This is a genomic window from Rhodococcus artemisiae (assembly GCF_036327795.1).
GTDB classification, from domain to species: domain Bacteria; phylum Actinomycetota; class Actinomycetes; order Mycobacteriales; family Mycobacteriaceae; genus Rhodococcus; species Rhodococcus artemisiae.
Genome location: NZ_JAUTXY010000002.1, coordinates 307,940 through 323,848, shown reverse-complemented (window position 1 = coordinate 323,848; position 15,909 = coordinate 307,940). Strand labels below are relative to the sequence as shown.

The following is a 15,909-nucleotide window of genomic DNA, read 5'->3' as shown; positions in this document are numbered from 1 at the left end:
GCCCTCATCCGGCCCGTCGAGCGGGAGGTTGTGTGCACCCCTTTCGGGGAATCCGCACACAACCTCCCGCTCGATCCTCGTCGGCGCCTGCTGGGTCGTCGAGGGACTACTTCACGTCGAAACGGTCCAGGTTCGACACCTTCGTCCACGCGGAGACGAAGTCGTCGACGAACTTGCGCTCCGCACCGGCAGAGGCGTAGACCTCCGAGAGCGCACGCAACTGCGAATGCGAACCGAATACCAGATCGGCCGACGTCGCAGTCCACTTCGTTGCTCCGGTCCCGCGGTCGCGGCCCTCGTACAGGTTCTCCGATGTCTCCGAAGTAGACCACTCGGTACCCATGTCGAGCAGATTCACGAAGAAGTCGGTCGTCAATGTTCCCGGACGGTCGGTCAACACACCGTGCTTGCTACCGCCGTAATTGGCACCGAGCGCACGCATACCGCCGATGAGCACTGTCAGTTCGGGCGCTGTCAGGTTGAGCATGTACGCGCGTTCGACGAGCAGGTGCTCGAACGGGGCCTTCTCGCCGTCCTGCGCATAGTTGCGGAATCCGTCGGCACGCGGCTCGAGGACCTCGAACGAGTCGACGTCGGTGTCCTCCTGCGACGCGTCGGTGCGGCCCGGAGTGAACGGCACCGTGACGGTGACTCCCGCATCCGCGGCGGCCTTCTCGACCGCGGCGTCCCCAGCCAGGACGATGAGGTCGGCGAGTGAGACCTTCTTGCCACCGGCTGCTGAACCATCGAAGTCGTGCTTGATCTGTTCGAGCACGGGCAGAACTGCGTTCAGCACGTCTGGTTCGTTGGACTCCCAGCTCTTCTGCGGCTCGAGACGGATACGGGCACCGTTCGCGCCGCCCCGCATGTCGGTACTGCGGAAGCTCGCAATGGCTGACCATGCCGTACCGATGAGCTGCTGTACCGACAGATCCGACTCCAGCACTTTCGCCTTCAGCGCGGCAGCGTCCGCGTCGTCGATGAGCGGGTGGTCGACGACCGGTACCGGATCCTGCCACAGCTGCGGCTCCGGGATCCACGGACCGAGATACCGGCTGAGCGGACCCATGTCGCGGTGGAGCAACTTGTACCACGCCTTCGCGAACGCCAATTCCAGCTCTTCGGGATGCTCGAGCCAGCGCTGGGTGATCTCACGGTAGATGGGATCTTCGCGCATCGACACGTCGGTGACGAGCATCGTGGGGGCGCGGCCCGGACCTCCGAACGGGTCGGGAATCGTTCCCGCACCGGCACCGTCCTTCGCCGTGTACTGCCACGCCCCGCCCGGGCTCTTCGTCAGCTCCCACTCGAATCCGTAGAGAGTTTCGAGGAAGCTGTTGTCCCACTGGGTCGGTGTGGGAGTCCACACCACTTCGAGACCGCTGGTGACGGTGTCACCCCCCTTGCCGCTGCCGTGAGAGCTCTTCCAGCCGAGCCCCTGCTGCTCGATCGGAGCCGCTTCCGGCTCGGGTCCGACGAGATCGCCGTCGCCGGCTCCGTGAGTCTTGCCGAAGGTGTGGCCGCCGACGATCAGAGCGGCGGTTTCCTCGTCGTTCATCGCCATCCGACCGAACGTCTCGCGGATGTCGAAGGCCGCGGCGACCGGATCCGGTTGCCCCTCCGGACCTTCGGGATTGACGTAGATCAAGCCCATGGTGGTCGCGCCGAGGGGCTTCTCGAGCTCGCGCTTGCCGGTGTAACGCTTGTCGGTGCCGAGCCACTCGTCCTCGAGACCGAAGTACACTTCCTCGGGCTCCCAGATGTCGGGGCGGCCGAAGCCGAAGCCGAACGTCTTGAAGCCCATCGACTTCAGCGCGCAGTTGCCTGCGAGGACCAGCAGATCCGCCCACGAGATCTTGTTGCCGTACTTCTGCTTGATCGGCCACAGGAGGCGACGGCCCTTGTCCAGGTTGGCGTTGTCGGGCCAGCTGTTGAGCGGTGCGAACCGCTGCGCTCCCTGTCCGCCGCCGCCGCGCCCGTCGCTGATTCGGTAGGTACCCGCGGCGTGCCAGCTCAATCGGATGAACAGCCCGCCGTAATGCCCGAAGTCCGCGGGCCACCAGTCCTGCGACTGGGTCATCATTGCGATGACATCGGCCTCGAGCGCGTCCACATCGAGCTCGGCGAAAGCGGACGGATAGTCGAAGTCGGCGCCGAGCGGATTCGACTTCGACGAATGTGCGTGCAGAACTGAGAGATCGACCTGTTCTGGCCACCAGTCTCGGTTACTCCGCGGACGGTGCGCTTTCGGCTTCGGCGACTCGATGACCGGATTTTCGCTTTCACTGTTGGACACTTCGGCCCTTCCTTCCCAGAGTGGTTGTAGCGACCGCGATTACGGATCGGATCGTGCAACCTGTGGTGTCGAGCAGACGGCACACGTGCCCCAGTAGACGACCTCGGCTTCATCCACGACGAAACCGTTCGGGTCGGACGCGGTGAGACAGGGCGCCTGTCCCACCGCGCAGTCCACGTCCTCGATCGCGCCGCACACGCGGCACACGACGTGATGATGGTTGTCGCCGACCCGGGATTCGTACCGGGCAATGAAACCGGCGGGCTGGATACACCGGATCAGTCCGGCTGCGGTCAGTGCGTGGAGTACGCCGTACACGGCTTGACGGGACACGTCGGGTAGCACGGTGCGCACCGCGCCGAAGATCGTGTCGGTGTCGGAGTGCGGATGACCGTGGACCGCCTCGAGCACCGCGACCCGAGGACGGGTCACACGCAGCCCTGCACCACGCAGTTGCGCTACGTATCCGGGTGTTGGGGACACGCCACCTACTATGGCGCACTTTTCTGGAACGAGTCGCGTTTTCGGGACAGAAACGCCCCCACCCGGGTGAGCGGTTCCTTCATTTCGTCGACCGAATGAAGGTTTCCATCACCGTGGGGAGGGGGCGTCGGGCTGGGGCGAAGCCCCGTCAGATGTACATCGCCGGATCGATGTAGGTGGTCGGATCCACCAGCGGTTCATGTTTCTTCCGCGACCGGACAGTCGCAGGGATACCCGTGGCGATCGAGTCGGCCGGCACGTCGTGTGTGACGACCGCGTTGGCGCCGATCGCGCTGTCCGCGCCGATCACGACAGGTCCGAGGACCTTGGCTCCCGCGCCGACGGTGACGCGATCGCCGAGCGTCGGATGCCGCTTCTCCTTCGCGAGCGACCGGCCGCCGAGCGTCACACCGTGATACAGCATGACGTCGTCTCCGACCTCCGCTGTTTCACCGATGACCACGCCCATACCGTGGTCGATGAAGAAGCGCCGGCCGATCGTCGCACCGGGATGGATCTCGATTCCGGTGAGGAACCGGGTGAACTGCGAAAGGATCCGCGCCGGTCCCTTCAATGCGGGCACCGCCCACATCCGGTGCGCGACGCGATGCGACCAGATCGCGTGCAGACCGGAGTACACGACCGCGTTCTCCACATTGCTGCGCGCGGCGGGATCGTTGCCGCGCGCAGCCTGCAGGTCCTCGCGGAGAGTACGAATAATGCTCACAGCGACGATCAGTCCCGGATGTGCTCGAACAGCGGCGTCGAGATGTAGCGCTCGCCGAAATCGGGCACGACCACGACGATCAGCTTGCCCGCGTTCTCGGGGCGCTTGGCGACCTCGAGAGCGGCCCACACGTTCGCGCCGGCCGACACGCCGCCGAGGATGCCTTCGTCGGTGCCGAGAGCGCGACCGATCTTCACGGCGTCGTCGAACTGGACGTCGATGATCTCGTCGTAGATCTCCCGGTCGAGTACCTCGGGAACGAAGTTGGCGCCGAGGCCCTGGATCTTGTGCGGGCCGGGGTTGCCGCCCGTGAGGATCGGCGAATCGGCGGGCTCGACACCGATGATCTGCACACCGGGCTTGCGGGCCTTGAGGTTGCGGCCGACACCGGTGAGCGTGCCACCCGTGCCGATACCCGCGACGAAGATGTCGATCTCGCCGGCGGTGTCGTTCCAGACCTCTTCGCCGGTGGTGTCCTGGTGGATCTGCGGGTTGGCGGGGTTCGCGAACTGGCTCGCCGACACCGCGTTCTCGGTCGACTCGACGATTTCCTTGGCCTTCGCGACCGCACCGGCCATGCCCTCGGCACCCGGGGTGAGGACGATTTCGGCACCGTAGGCGCGGAGCATGACGCGGCGCTCGGTCGACATCGTCTCCGGCATCGTGAGGATCACCTTGTAGCCGCGGGCTGCGCCGACCATGGCGAGCGCGATACCGGTGTTGCCGGAGGTGCCCTCGACGATCGTGCCACCGGGCTTCAGTGCGCCGGACTTCTCGGCGGCGTCGATGATCGCCACGCCGATTCGATCCTTGACGCTGTTGGCCGGGTTGTAGAACTCGAGCTTGGCAGCGACGGTTGCGCCGAGGCCCTCGGTCAGCCGGTTGAGCTTGACGATCGGGGTACGACCGACGAGCTCGGTGACATTGTTGTAGATCCCGCTCATAGCTGATCCTCTCCCGGCCGCCAGGGACCGGCTGTGGTGTGCGATATACCTATTGCATCATGTTGCCCACGACGCACCATGTCGGGTTCCTTCAATACAGGTGCGACCCTCAGGTCCAACACTGGGGAGCATGACGAATTCCGTGAATCCCATTCCCGAGGGTTACACCACCCTCACTCCGTTTCTCGTCGTCGACGGGGCCGCGAAGGCCATCGATTTCTACTGCGACGCGTTCGGGGCTGCACTCGTCGACCGCACCGACGGTCCCGACGGCTCCGTGGCGCACGCGGAACTCGATCTGGGTAACGGTCGCATGCAGTTGAGCGACCCCATCCCGACGATGGGCCTGCACGCCCCGGACGGAACGAACGACGTGAACCACTCGTACGTGCTGTACTGCGCCGACTCCGACGTGGTGTTCGCGCGGGCCGTAGAACTCGGCGCACATGTCTTCGAGCAGCCCTCGACGTTCGTCACCGGCGACCGGTTCGCGACGATCCTCGACCCGTTCGGACACCGGTGGGCGATCATGACCCGAGTCGAGGACGTCTCCCCCGACGAAGCGAAGCGGCGCATCGACGAATGGCTGGCCTCGCAGAGCAGCTGAGCTGCAATCGCACCCGAGACGCCGAATGCCCCGCCCGGACTGAACCCGGCGGGGCATTCATGGTGTCGTTCGATCGATCAGCCGAGGCGCTGCTTCAGAGCCTCGAACTCGTCGCGGATGCCCGAGGGCACCTTCTCACCGAGGAACTCGAACCACTCGGCGATGCCGTCGATCTCGGCCTTCCACTCGTCGACGTCGACCTTCAGGGCCTCGTCGACGTCGGCAGCGTCCACATCGAGGCCGTCGAGGGTCAGGTCGGCTGCGGTCGGCACGTAGCCGATTGCCGTGGACTGGGCGTCGGCCTTGTGCTCGATGCGATCGACGATCCACTTCAGCACACGAGAGTTCTCGCCGAAACCGGGCCACAGGAAGCGGCCGTCCTCGCCCCGACGGAACCAGTTGACGTAGAAGATCTTCGGCAGCTTGGTTTCGTCGGCGTTCTTGCCGAGGTTGATCCAGTGGTTCAGGTAGTCGCCTGCGTTGTAGCCGAGGAACGGCAGCATCGCCATCGGGTCGCGGCGAACGTTGCCGACCTTGCCCTCGGCAGCGGCAGTCTGCTCGGACGACAGAGTCGAGCCGAGGAAGGTGCCGTGCTGCCAGTCGAAGGATTCGCTGACGAGCGGAACCGTCGTCTTACGGCGGCCACCGAACAGGATCGCCGAGATCGGCACCCCCTGCGGATCGTCCCACTCGGGGGCGAGGATCGGGCACTGCGACATCGGGGTGCAGTAGCGCGAGTTCGGATGTGCGGCCTTTGTATCGGACTCCGGGGTCCAGTCGTTGCCGAGCCAGTCGGTCAGGTGGGCGGGAGCCTCGCCTCCGATACCCTCCCACCAGACGTCGCCATCGTCCGTCTTCGCAACGTTGGTGTAGATCGTGTTGCCGGCCTCGATGGTGTGCATCGCGTTCGGGTTCGAATCAGCACTGGTGCCGGGCGCGACACCGAAGAAACCGAACTCCGGGTTGACGGCGTAGAGACGGCCGTCCTCACCGAAACGCATCCACGCGATGTCGTCGCCGAGGGTCTCGGCGCGCCAGCCGGGGATGGTCGGCTGGATCATCGCAAGGTTGGTCTTGCCACACGCCGACGGGAACGCCGCGGCGATGTAGTACGGCTTGTTCTCGGGCGAGATCAGCTTCAGGATCAGCATGTGCTCGGCGAGCCAGCCCTCGTCGTGGGCCATCGCCGATGCGATACGCAGCGAGTAGCACTTCTTGCCGAGCAGTGCGTTGCCGCCGTAGCCGGAACCGTAGCTCCAGATCTCCCGGGATTCGGGGAAGTGGGTGATGTACTTCGTGTCGTTGCACGGCCACACCACGTCCTGCTGGCCCGCCTCGAGAGGCGCACCCACCGAGTGCAGCGCCTTGACGAACGGGCGGTCGACGCCCATCTTCTCGAGAGCAGCGGCACCCATGCGGGTCATGATGCGCATGGAGACGACGACGTACTCCGAGTCGGTGAGCTCGACACCCAGCTTGGGATCGTCGGCGCCGAGCGGACCCATGCAGAACGGCACGACGTAGAGAGTGCGTCCGCGCATGCTGCCGCGGTACAGCTCGGTCATCGTGGCGCGCATCTCGTCGGGCGCCATCCAGTTGTTGGTCGGGCCCGCGTCGATCTCGTTCTCGCTGCAGATGTATGTGCGGGACTCGACGCGCGCGACATCCGACGGGTCGGAGTTCGCGAGGAACGAGTTGGGCTTCTTCTCGTCGTTGAGACGCGTGAAGGTGCCGGCTTCGACGAGCTGAGTAGTCAGCCGTTCCCATTCCTCGTCGGATCCGTCGGCCCACACGACGCGATCGGGCTGGGTGAGCTCGGCAACCTCCTGGACCCACGCAAGCAGCTCGGCATGCTGGGTCGGGAGCTTGTCGTCGGTACCGTTCAAACCGGGAATGGTCGCTGAGGTCATCAAACTCTCCTGGGGTGTGCCCGGAACCGGATCCCTCCCCCGACCTGCATCTGTAATGCAGTGACAGCGGCGAACCCGGGCTTTCCCCTCTCGGCAGGGGTACCACCCGCTTCGTCCGTGGCCGAACGGAGGACGCGGGCGCCGGATGTCCTATTCATAGAGGTTAACGCTGGACTACCAGCCGGGAACACTCGGGGCCGGTCGGAAATGTCACAGAAACGATTCAGAGGCGCGCAGAATACATCCCTCTTCCGTACTCGTACAGGCGATACGCCTCACTTGTGCTCGGTCGAATGACTTTCGTCCATTCCGATCGTACCTTCGTCGATCCTGTCCCACCTGGGTGTTCCGTCGAGCTCGCGGTGGAACTCCCAGACACCGAATTCTCCGTCGTCGGCGACGGCAGTGAGCCGATCGGTGCGACCGTCGAGATCGGTGTCGGTGGCCACGACCAGCGCACCGAGCCCATTGTCGAAGGCGACGGTGTCGTGGAACCCGTCACCGTCGAGGTCGGTCGTCGCGTCCACCGAATCCGCCCATGCGGCGGCGCTCGCAGCATCGAACACGTCGAGGCCGCCGAGGTGCTGGTCGCCGAGCCCGTCGGGCCCGAGGAATGTGTCCGCCATGCCTGCTCCTGAGATCCGGTTCTGCGGTGCTTGCTCTGCGGTGTTCTCCTGAGCCGCTCCCTCACCTCATTGGACGCACCGGATGATCGATCGGTTCCACCTGATTCAAGATCGACAGGTCCCGTTCACACGCCGCGATACGGGCCCGCTGTTCTCCGATGCGTCGACGGATCCGCGCGTCGATCGCTGCCACCCGCTCGTGCAGATCGCTGGTGCGTGCGCGCTCCCGCGCGGCAGCGTCGTGGCCGAGCTTCGATTCTGCGTCGAACGCCATCGTGCGGATCCACGCCTCGAGGTCCGCGCGAAGCGAGCTCAACTCGTCGACGACCCACCGACGCATCAGCTCGCGACGCGCCAGCTGTCTGCGCAGGCGAACCAGCCACCACGCGGCCACCGCCCCACACACCACCGTCACCAGCACCGACACCGACACCGGAATCGCGCCGAGCATCGTGGCCGCCATTCGACCGAGGCCCGCACCGGCAGATGCCCCCAACACGAGCGCAAGGCGATCATCGAGGCGACGGCCGGGCACCTGTGGGACGGGAACCGGTTCCGCACTCGGCGGCTGCGCCACAACTCCGAGCCTGCGCTCGACGGCGGCCGCGACCTCGTCCCGGAGACGCTGTGAATGCGCAGTCAGCAGAAGCTCCACGCTGCCCGGATCGGCGGAGCCCTCGTCCAGCACGTCGCGCAACACCACCGACGCCTCCCGCACTCGCACAGCGAACTCCTGCATCAGTTCCACCCGGGCTCGAGGGAAGTCCGGGCGAGGTTCGACGCTGACCGGTCGCGTCGCGAGACGTTCGCGCTCTGCGCGGAGCTCCACGGTGTCGTCGGCGGCCGAGAGCACAGCGATCTCGTCGACGATCATGCTGCGGGTCTGCGCCACCACTGCGGCGCGCGTCGCCCGGCCCGTCGCGGATGCAGCTGCCGCGGCGAGGAGCGCCTCGTGCACGCCGACGATCCCCGACTCGAGCGCAAGCACCCGACCGGCATCACCACCGAGTTCACGTGCACGGGCCGCAGCGACGGCCGACACCGGGATCACGACCACGCGTGCGAGCCACGGCGCATGCCGATGCAGAAGTTCGATGTCCCGGTCGCTGATCGACCGCCACCCCGGATACCGATCGATGCCGGTGAACGCGAACACCACCTCGGCCGCGCCGCGCGCCGCCGCGTCGAGTTCGGCCAGTTCGGTACGACCGAGAACCGACGACGCGTCGAGCACCATGAGCACCACCGGAGCGTCCCCGTCCTCCATATACTCGACGCCGCCGAGTTCTGTGAGTTCGGCCGTGAGCGTGGTGCGGCCGGATCCCGCCACCCCCGCGACCCGCACCACCGCCCCACCTTGTTCCGAGACCGACGATCGGTGCAGCCGTACCCAGCCGCGCGGGTTCCAGCGACGCAGGACATCGTCGGCATCGCTCACCGGACCATCGTCCCGCGCAGTGGAGACTCGGACACAGCAGGCTCGGACACAGCAGGCTCGGACACCGAAAGGCCGCACGCGGCGGCGTCCTCGAGTGCCGCCTCGATCACGTCCCGTGCCTGCGGCGACGCCGCGATCCCCGCGACCGTGCGCACGAAATCCTCGAACCGCCTGGAGCGCGCACCGTCGACACGGTCGGTGATCATTGTCTCCAGATTCGGATCGTCCTGCGCGCACACGGGCATCGCGAGGCCGGGGACTGCCCTGTCGCCGGTGACCACCACAACGACGCGACGGGAATCGAGCGTTTCCAGGAACCGCCGGTCGGCAGGATGCACCGAGGTCGGATCGAGCCGGGCGGGCAGTACATAAACCATCACGTCGGCGTCGAGAACGGGGTCGGAGACCCCCGGGACATCGACGACGGCAGGCTCCAACGCACGGGACAGCCCGCAAAGCCGGGCGAGTGCGCACTGCACGTGTTCTCGTCCGACACCTGCACGTCCCGCGACCTGGATCCGCAACGGTGCGCTGTGCCGGGCGAGCGCAGAGTGCAGCATGCGTCCGGCGTCCGGATCCAACCGATCCACCTCATCGGCGATCCGGCACCACGCGCCCAACTCCGAATACTGCGCCCCTGAATACTGCGCCCCTGAATATTGCGCGCCTGAATACTGCGCGCCTGAATACTGCGCGTTCGACTTCCCTGTCATGACGCCCCCCGGCCGTTTCGACGGATTGTGTCAGAGACCACGTCCCTGCACGCCCGAGCGTGGTCTCCGAGGCCTGCATCCTGAGAAAACCCTGTGGTCACACCGGTCACTCCTGCCACGCACTCTGCCGATACGTGACAATGGTCGGGTGAACCACGCCGATCAGGACACGACCGACACGCTCGACGAGCAGCAGTCCAGGGGGAACCGCCTGTACCCGCGGGTGACGAGTTTCCGCTCTCGCCGCGGATCTCTCACCGATCCGCAGCAGGACGCGTGGGACCGCCGCTGGCCCGAACTCGGTCGCGATGTCGGCGATGATCTGCTCGACGCCGACACCTGGTTCGGCCGCTCGGCTCCCCTCGTGCTCGAGATCGGATCCGGCACCGGCACCGCTGCCGTCGCGATGGCGCAGGCCGAGCCGCACATCAACCTGATCGCCATCGAGGTCTACCGCCCGGGCATCGCGCAGACTCTGCAGCGGATCGAACGCACATCGGACACCGATGCGCCCGTGTCCAATCTGCGGATCCTGCGCGGCGACGCCGTCGAGGTCCTCGAGCACATGATCGCGCCCGAATCACTGACCGGCGTCCGGGTCTTCTTCCCCGACCCGTGGCCGAAAGCACGGCACCACAAACGCCGGCTGTTGCAACCCAAGACGTTCACACTCATCGCGAGCCGGCTGAAGCCGGGTGGCGTGTTGCATGTCGCGACCGACCACGCCGAATATGCAGAGTGGATCCTGGAGGCGGGTAACGCCGAACCCCAGCTCACAGATGTGACGTGGGAGTCCCCCGTGAGCCACGAACGTCCCGTCACGAAGTTCGAGGACAAGGCTCACCAGGTGGGCAGCCACATCGCCGAGATGATCTGGGGGAAGATCGGAGCATGAGCGTCCATGAAGAAGTGTCCGGTGCGACCGACACCGCCCTGATCGAGAGCACCGAACGACCCGGGCGCGTGCTGCTCGTGTGGGACGCACCGAACCTCGACATGGGCCTCGGCGCGATCCTCGGTGGCCGCCCGACTGCTGCATACCGGCCGCGGTTCGATGCACTCGGCCGTTGGCTCCTCGGCCGCACGGCCGACCTGTCGCGTCACCGCACCTCGCCCCTCGAAGCCGAAGCGACGGTCTTCACGAACATCGCGCCGGGCAGCGCCGACGTCGTGCGCCCCTGGGTGGAAGCTTTGCGTAACGTGGGCTTCGCGGTGTTCGCCAAGCCCAAGATCGACGAGGACAGCGACGTCGACTCCGATATGCTCGAGCACATCGAGCTGCGGCGCAGCGAGGGCCTCGCCGGTGTGATGGTCGCGTCCGCGGACGGGCAGGCGTTCCGGGAACCACTCGAGGAACTTGCCGCAGCCGGCGTCGCAGTGCAGGTGCTCGGATTCCGCGAGCATGCAAGCTGGGCGGTGACCTCGGAGATCCTCGACTTCGTCGATCTCGAGGACATCCCCGGTGTGTTCCGTGAGCCGCTGCCGCGAGTCAGCCTCGAAACGCTGCCCGACGAGGGTGCGTGGCTGCAGCCGTTCCGACCGCTTTCAGCCCTTCTTGCGGGGCGCAAGAGCGTCGCCGAATAGGAGATTTACGTGTTCGACCGTTGGGGAGAGCTCGTCGTCCGCGCGCGCTTCACCGTCATTGCGGTGATGGTCGCGGCGTTGCTCGGGCTCGCCGGGTACGGCCTGAGCCTGAACGACCACCTCAGTCAGAGCGGCTGGGACGACCCCGGCTCGGAGTCCGTCACGGCCGCGAAGCTGGCCGACGGCACGTTCGGCCGCGACACCAACGGTGACGTCCTGGTTCTCTACACCGCACCCGAGGGCACGACGATCGACGACCCGGAGTTCACGGCGACCGTCGTGGACAGCCTGAACACGATCTTCGCCGAGCATTCGGACAAGATCCTCAAGATCAACGGCGCGTATTGGCCCACCGACGCGGCCCCGGCGCTACCGGCTCTCGCCGACGAAACCAAGCAGCACGGTGTCGCGTCGATCGCGATCGCCGGCGACAACGACACCGAGATCGCGAACAACTTCCGCGACGTGAAAGACGTGTTCTACATCGACGGTGTCGACGTCCAGCTCGCCGGCCTCCAGCCGGTCACCAACGCGCTCAACGACACGATGGCCAACGACATCAAGCGCATGGAGATCCTCGCGATCCCCGCGGTCGGCGTCCTGTTGTTCTTCGTGTTCGGTGGTGTCATCGCCGCGGCACTCCCCTTGATCACCGGTGGCCTGACGGTCGTCGCTGCCAACGGCATCGTCCGTCTGATCACCAACTTCACCGAGGTCAACTCATTCGTCGCCCCGGTGGTGTCGCTGATCGGGCTCGGTCTGGCGATCGACTACGGCCTGTTCATGGTGTCGCGGTTCCGGGAAGAACTTGCCGAAGGCTACGAAACGGCCGCCGCGGTGCGCCGCACCGTGATCACGTCCGGGCGCACCGTCGTGTTCTCGGCGACCATGGTGATCACCAGCCTGGGCGGTCTGTTGCTGTTCCCGCAGGGCTTCCTCAAGTCGGTGGCCTACGGTGCGATCGCGACCGTGTCGCTGGCTGCGCTGACGTCGGTGACGGTCCTTCCCGCCATCCTCGCGATCCTCGGTAAGCGCATCGACAAGTTCGGCATGAAGAAGTTCGGCCAGATCCAGTCGAACGAGCAGATCGAGAACAGCTTCCTCGGCCGCCTGACCCGCTGGGTGATGCTCAACCCCATGAAGGTGACCATCCCGACGGTCATCGGTCTGCTGCTTCTCATCACTCCGCTGACCGGCATCAAGTTCGGCGGCATCAACGAGACCTATCTTCCGCCGGATCACGCGACCCGCGCTGCGCAAGCGCAGTTCGACGAACTGTTCCCCGGCCAACGCACCGAACCGGTCAAGCTCGTTGTCCAGGGCGCCGAGGGCGGCGACCTCAACAAGATCATCGAGACCGGTAGCGCTGCGCCCGGGCTGGTCGAGAAATTCTCCATCGAAGGTCCCGCGCAGGACGGAGTCCGCGTCCTCAAGGCCGGTCTCGTCGATCGCAACATGACCGCCGACACGATCGACTACCTGCATTCCGCGTCGTGGCCCGATGGTGTCGAGGTGTACGTGGGCGGCACCCCGGCGATCGAGCAGGACTCGATCGCGGCGCTGCTCGACACGTTGCCACTGATGGTCGTGTTCGTCGTGGCACTCACGACCCTGCTGATGTTCCTGGCATTCGGGTCGCTGGTGCTACCGATCAAGGCCGCGCTGATGAGTGCATTGGGGCTCGGTTCGACCCTCGGTATCCTCACGTGGATATTCATCGACGGACATGGCGCGAGCCTGCTGAACTTCACGCCCGGTCCCATCATGTCGCCGGTGCTCGTGCTCATCATCGCGATCATCTACGGCCTGTCGACCGACTACGAGGTGTTCCTGCTCTCACGCATGGTCGAGGCCAGATCGCAAGGAGCGAGCACCACCGAATCCATCCGGATCGGCACAGCCCACACCGGTCGCATCATCACCGCCGCGGCGCTGATCCTCATCGTGGTCACCGGCGCGTTCGCGTTCTCCGAGCTCGTGATGATGAAATACATCTCCTACGGCATGATCGCGGCGCTGATCATCGACGCGACCGTGATCCGCATGTTCCTCGTCCCGGCCGTGATGAAACTACTCGGCGACGATTGCTGGTGGGCGCCCGCATGGATGAAACGGATCCAGGCGAAGGCGGGTCTCGCCGAGCCCATCCTCGCCGACGAACTCATGCCCGAGGACGTCCCGGAGCTCATCACCGTCGGCATGTTCGGACCTTCGACGATCACGGCAACGGGCTCACACCGGTTCCCGAAGGGCGCGTTCGGCGATGCAGAGGGTGCGAACGACATGATGACGCAGCCGATGCCCACGATCGCTGCACCGCGCCCGGCCTCCGAGCAGCGGCGGACACGCGATCTTCCGCCTCCGCGGCGGTCACAGGGACGTCCGCCCGCACCTCGTCAGCCGAGTCAGCCGGGTGGACCGGCACCGCGCGGCAGCGCTGGACTTCCGCCTCGCCGCGGCGATCAGGTTTCCGCACCGATACGTCGGGGGCAGCCGGGCCAACCGCCCGTTCCACGTCAACAGGATCCGGCACAGCAGGGTCCGGCACAGCAGGGTCCGGCACAGCCTCCGCTGCCTACCCGCGGAATGCCGGCACCCGGCAACGCGAGCGGTCCGCTCCCCCGGCGTGGGGCGGCAGGTCCGCAGCAGCCGGGGTCACCGCGACAGCAGGGTCCCGCCCAGTCGCTCCAGCAGGGTCCGGCACAACAGGGTCCTCCACAGCAGGCCCAGCCCCCGCGCGAACGGCCGCCGACCGCGGCGATGCCGCCGCTACCGCGGCGACAGCGCGGATCGGTACCTCCGCCGCTGCCGCGCACGGACGTGCGTCCTCAGGCTCCGACGAGCAACACCGGCGAGAGCGCTCGACCTCATGTTTCTCAACCTCAGGCTCCTCGCCCTCAGGATCGCGATCCGCAGGCCATCGAGAGCTGGCTTTCGCAGATGCGGCGGGCACCGTCGGCCGCCGGCCGCAGTCCCGAGGCACCCCAGCAACCCGAGACACCCCAGCAACGCGAGGTGCAGGACCCGGACTATCCCATCGCGGACAACCCCGACGACAGACCGGAGCTGCCCCAGCGCGGCGACCACCGTCGGCCACCCCTGAGCCGGGATTCAGGCGGACCCGACACCCAGGGCCGGCGCCATCGCGGCGACGATGACGACGCGCGGACGATCAGCGTCAGCGAGCTGATCGCCCGGCAGCGCCGACCGTAGGAAGGGTCGTCCTCAGCGCGGTCAGGTTCCCCGGAGGAACTTGCGCAGTCGCGCACCCATGGGGTGCGCGACTGTCAGGCTCCCGGCGCGCATCTTGCCCGTCACCACCAGATGCAACGGGCCGTACGGGGCACCCGTGCCCACCTTCGAGGTGGCCGACGAGGCGATGGCTTCGAGACCGTTGATGTCGGCGGTCGCCTCCATCGGCACCACGATGCTGATCGAGCTGAGGTAGTCGCTGACCTCGATCCGCACGACCTGCGTCTGCATCACCGCCTCGGTGAAGTCGAGCGACACCGACGACGCGACGGTGTCGACCTGCAACACCGGCGGTACCTCCCAGCGGCCCTTACGCGCGATCGTCGACATCCGGCCTTTGAGCACAGTCCCGGTACCCGCCGGGTACATCGGCGGAGTAGCCGTGGCGACGTGTGGCTCGTATGCCCGTGCGGGTGGAGTCTGCGGCTGCTGCTGGAACTCCGGGCGCATCTGGATACCGGGCAGGTCGACGAGCACCTGGTTCAGGTCTCCGCGGGTCTTCGCCGCGAGCACGGTGTCCATTCGTTCGGTGAATTCACCGAGCGACAGCATGCCCTGGCCGACTGCGCGCTGCAGCAGTTCACCCACGTGTTCACGTTCCGCGTCCGAAACTCTCAGATCTTTCGGGTCCATGCCGACCACTTTAGAGTCGTCCGAGCACGATGCAGGGTTCAGAACCCGAGATGACTCAGAACGTCAGTCGAGGCCCTGTTCGATCGCGTATCTGGTCAGTTCCACCCGATTGGCCAGCTGCAGTTTGCGCAGCGTCGCCTGCACATGGTTTTCGACCGTGCGGTGGCTCAGCACGAGGCGCGACGCGATCTGTTTCGCCGACATCCCCTTCGCGACGAGTCGCAGGACCTCGGTTTCTCGGTCGGTGAGGGTCGGTGCCGACGACTGACGCACCTTCGACACCGACAGCTTCCGATACTCGCCGAGCACGAGCCCCGCCAGGCCGGGCGTGAATACGGCCTGCCCCGCAGCGGTCTTGACGACGGCTTCGACGAGTTCCGCGGCCGACGCGCTCTTCACCAGATACCCGGACGCCCCTGCCTTCACGGCACCGAGCACATCGGCGCGTTCGGACGACGCCGACAACACCAGTACCCGCGACCGCGGCGACACGTCGAGCACTGCGCGGGTCGCATCCGTCCCGCTGCCGTCAGGCAACGACATGTCCATGAGCACCACGGTGGGTTCGACCATGGCCCGAGCTCTGGCCGTCCTCACGCTGTCGGCCTCTGCCACCACCAGGAAGCCGGACTCCGTGAGGTCGCGGGACACTGCGGTGCGCCAGATGGGATGGTCGTCGACCACCATCACGGTGAT

15 protein-coding genes are annotated in these 15,909 nt (G+C 66.2%); 4 read left to right on the top strand and 11 right to left on the bottom strand.

What is annotated here, in order from left to right:
- Window positions 1-106: 106 nt before the first annotated feature.
- The 4 genes from katG to cysK all read right to left on the bottom strand — a co-directional run bounded on the left by katG (window position 107) and on the right by cysK (window position 4,450).
- Window positions 107-2,296, bottom strand: coding sequence for a catalase/peroxidase HPI (gene katG, locus Q7514_RS05810; RefSeq protein WP_330132300.1), 2,190 nt, complete (start codon window positions 2,294-2,296; stop codon window positions 107-109).
- Between the two features lie 39 nt (window positions 2,297-2,335).
- Window positions 2,336-2,779, bottom strand: coding sequence for a Fur family transcriptional regulator (locus Q7514_RS05805; RefSeq protein ID WP_330132299.1), 444 nt, complete (start codon window positions 2,777-2,779; stop codon window positions 2,336-2,338).
- A gap of 148 nt (window positions 2,780-2,927) precedes the next feature.
- A complete protein-coding gene (gene epsC / locus Q7514_RS05800; RefSeq protein ID WP_330132298.1) occupies window positions 2,928-3,506 on the bottom strand; it encodes a serine O-acetyltransferase EpsC in 579 nt (192 codons plus the stop codon).
- An 8-nt stretch (window positions 3,507-3,514) separates the two neighbouring features.
- Complete coding sequence (gene cysK / locus Q7514_RS05795; RefSeq protein WP_330132297.1) at window positions 3,515-4,450, bottom strand: cysteine synthase A; 936 nt, start codon at window positions 4,448-4,450, stop codon at window positions 3,515-3,517.
- A gap of 130 nt (window positions 4,451-4,580) precedes the next feature.
- Here cysK and Q7514_RS05790 point away from each other — a divergent pair, with 130 nt between their 5' ends.
- Complete coding sequence (locus Q7514_RS05790) at window positions 4,581-5,057, top strand: VOC family protein (RefSeq protein ID WP_330132296.1); 477 nt, start codon at window positions 4,581-4,583, stop codon at window positions 5,055-5,057.
- Window positions 5,058-5,134: 77 nt separating this feature from the next.
- Here the strand turns inward: Q7514_RS05790 and Q7514_RS05785 are convergent, their stop codons facing one another.
- The 5 genes from Q7514_RS05785 to Q7514_RS33165 form a co-directional block, all read right to left on the bottom strand.
- Window positions 5,135-6,967 carry a phosphoenolpyruvate carboxykinase (GTP) gene (locus Q7514_RS05785; protein ID WP_330132295.1) on the bottom strand — a complete coding sequence of 611 codons (1,833 nt, stop codon included), beginning with the start codon at window positions 6,965-6,967 and terminating at the stop codon, window positions 5,135-5,137.
- 275 nt (window positions 6,968-7,242) lie between these two features.
- Window positions 7,243-7,593, bottom strand: coding sequence for a DUF6802 family protein (locus tag Q7514_RS05780; protein WP_330132294.1), 351 nt, complete (start codon window positions 7,591-7,593; stop codon window positions 7,243-7,245).
- 61 nt (window positions 7,594-7,654) lie between these two features.
- Window positions 7,655-9,031 carry a hypothetical protein gene (locus tag Q7514_RS05775; RefSeq protein ID WP_330132293.1) on the bottom strand — a complete coding sequence of 459 codons (1,377 nt, stop codon included), beginning with the start codon at window positions 9,029-9,031 and terminating at the stop codon, window positions 7,655-7,657.
- Entirely contained in the window at window positions 9,028-9,612 is a 585-nt protein-coding gene (locus tag Q7514_RS05770; protein ID WP_408016041.1) for a hypothetical protein, read from the bottom strand. Before Q7514_RS05770 ends, Q7514_RS05775 begins: the two co-directional genes overlap by 4 nt.
- Before the next feature lie 10 nt (window positions 9,613-9,622).
- Window positions 9,623-9,823 (bottom strand): pentapeptide repeat-containing protein, encoded by a 201-nt coding sequence (locus tag Q7514_RS33165; protein ID WP_408016040.1) that lies wholly within the window; start codon window positions 9,821-9,823, stop codon window positions 9,623-9,625.
- Window positions 9,824-9,856: 33 nt separating this feature from the next.
- Between Q7514_RS33165 and trmB the strand changes: the two genes are divergently transcribed.
- The 3 genes from trmB to Q7514_RS05755 are packed head-to-tail and all read left to right on the top strand — an operon-like array spanning window position 9,857 to window position 14,541.
- Window positions 9,857-10,639 (top strand): tRNA (guanosine(46)-N7)-methyltransferase TrmB, encoded by a 783-nt coding sequence (trmB, locus tag Q7514_RS05765; protein ID WP_330132648.1) that lies wholly within the window; start codon window positions 9,857-9,859, stop codon window positions 10,637-10,639.
- The gene (locus Q7514_RS05760; protein ID WP_054718760.1) at window positions 10,636-11,328 is read left to right on the top strand and encodes an NYN domain-containing protein; all 693 of its coding nucleotides are present in this window, start codon (window positions 10,636-10,638) and stop codon (window positions 11,326-11,328) included. Before trmB ends, Q7514_RS05760 begins: the two co-directional genes overlap by 4 nt.
- Window positions 11,329-11,337: 9 nt before the next feature.
- Window positions 11,338-14,541, top strand: coding sequence for an MMPL family transporter (locus Q7514_RS05755; RefSeq protein ID WP_330132291.1), 3,204 nt, complete (start codon window positions 11,338-11,340; stop codon window positions 14,539-14,541).
- A gap of 21 nt (window positions 14,542-14,562) precedes the next feature.
- On the opposite strand, the gene Q7514_RS05750 is transcribed toward Q7514_RS05755, so the two are convergent.
- A complete protein-coding gene (locus Q7514_RS05750; protein ID WP_330132290.1) occupies window positions 14,563-15,213 on the bottom strand; it encodes a DUF1707 SHOCT-like domain-containing protein in 651 nt (216 codons plus the stop codon).
- A 63-nt stretch (window positions 15,214-15,276) separates the two neighbouring features.
- Complete coding sequence (locus tag Q7514_RS05745; protein ID WP_408016048.1) at window positions 15,277-15,900, bottom strand: response regulator; 624 nt, start codon at window positions 15,898-15,900, stop codon at window positions 15,277-15,279.
- Window positions 15,901-15,909 lie beyond the last annotated feature (9 nt).

Bases quoted from the DNA above. Each gene is read 5' to 3' on its own strand.
- Q7514_RS05760 (WP_054718760.1), top strand. From the start codon at position 10,636: ATGAGCGTCCATGAAGAAGTGTCCGGTGCGACCGACACCGCCCTGATC.
- Q7514_RS05750 (WP_330132290.1), bottom strand. From the start codon at position 15,213: ATGGACCCGAAAGATCTGAGAGTTTCGGACGCGGAACGTGAACACGTG.
- Q7514_RS05780 (WP_330132294.1), bottom strand. From the start codon at position 7,593: ATGGCGGACACATTCCTCGGGCCCGACGGGCTCGGCGACCAGCACCTC.
- Q7514_RS33165 (WP_408016040.1), bottom strand. From the start codon at position 9,823: ATGCAGGCCTCGGAGACCACGCTCGGGCGTGCAGGGACGTGGTCTCTG.
- Q7514_RS05785 (WP_330132295.1), bottom strand. From the start codon at position 6,967: ATGACCTCAGCGACCATTCCCGGTTTGAACGGTACCGACGACAAGCTC.
- Q7514_RS05790 (WP_330132296.1), top strand. From the start codon at position 4,581: ATGACGAATTCCGTGAATCCCATTCCCGAGGGTTACACCACCCTCACT.
- Q7514_RS05745 (WP_408016048.1), bottom strand. From the start codon at position 15,900: ATGGTGGTCGACGACCATCCCATCTGGCGCACCGCAGTGTCCCGCGAC.
- cysK (WP_330132297.1), bottom strand. From the start codon at position 4,450: ATGAGCGGGATCTACAACAATGTCACCGAGCTCGTCGGTCGTACCCCG.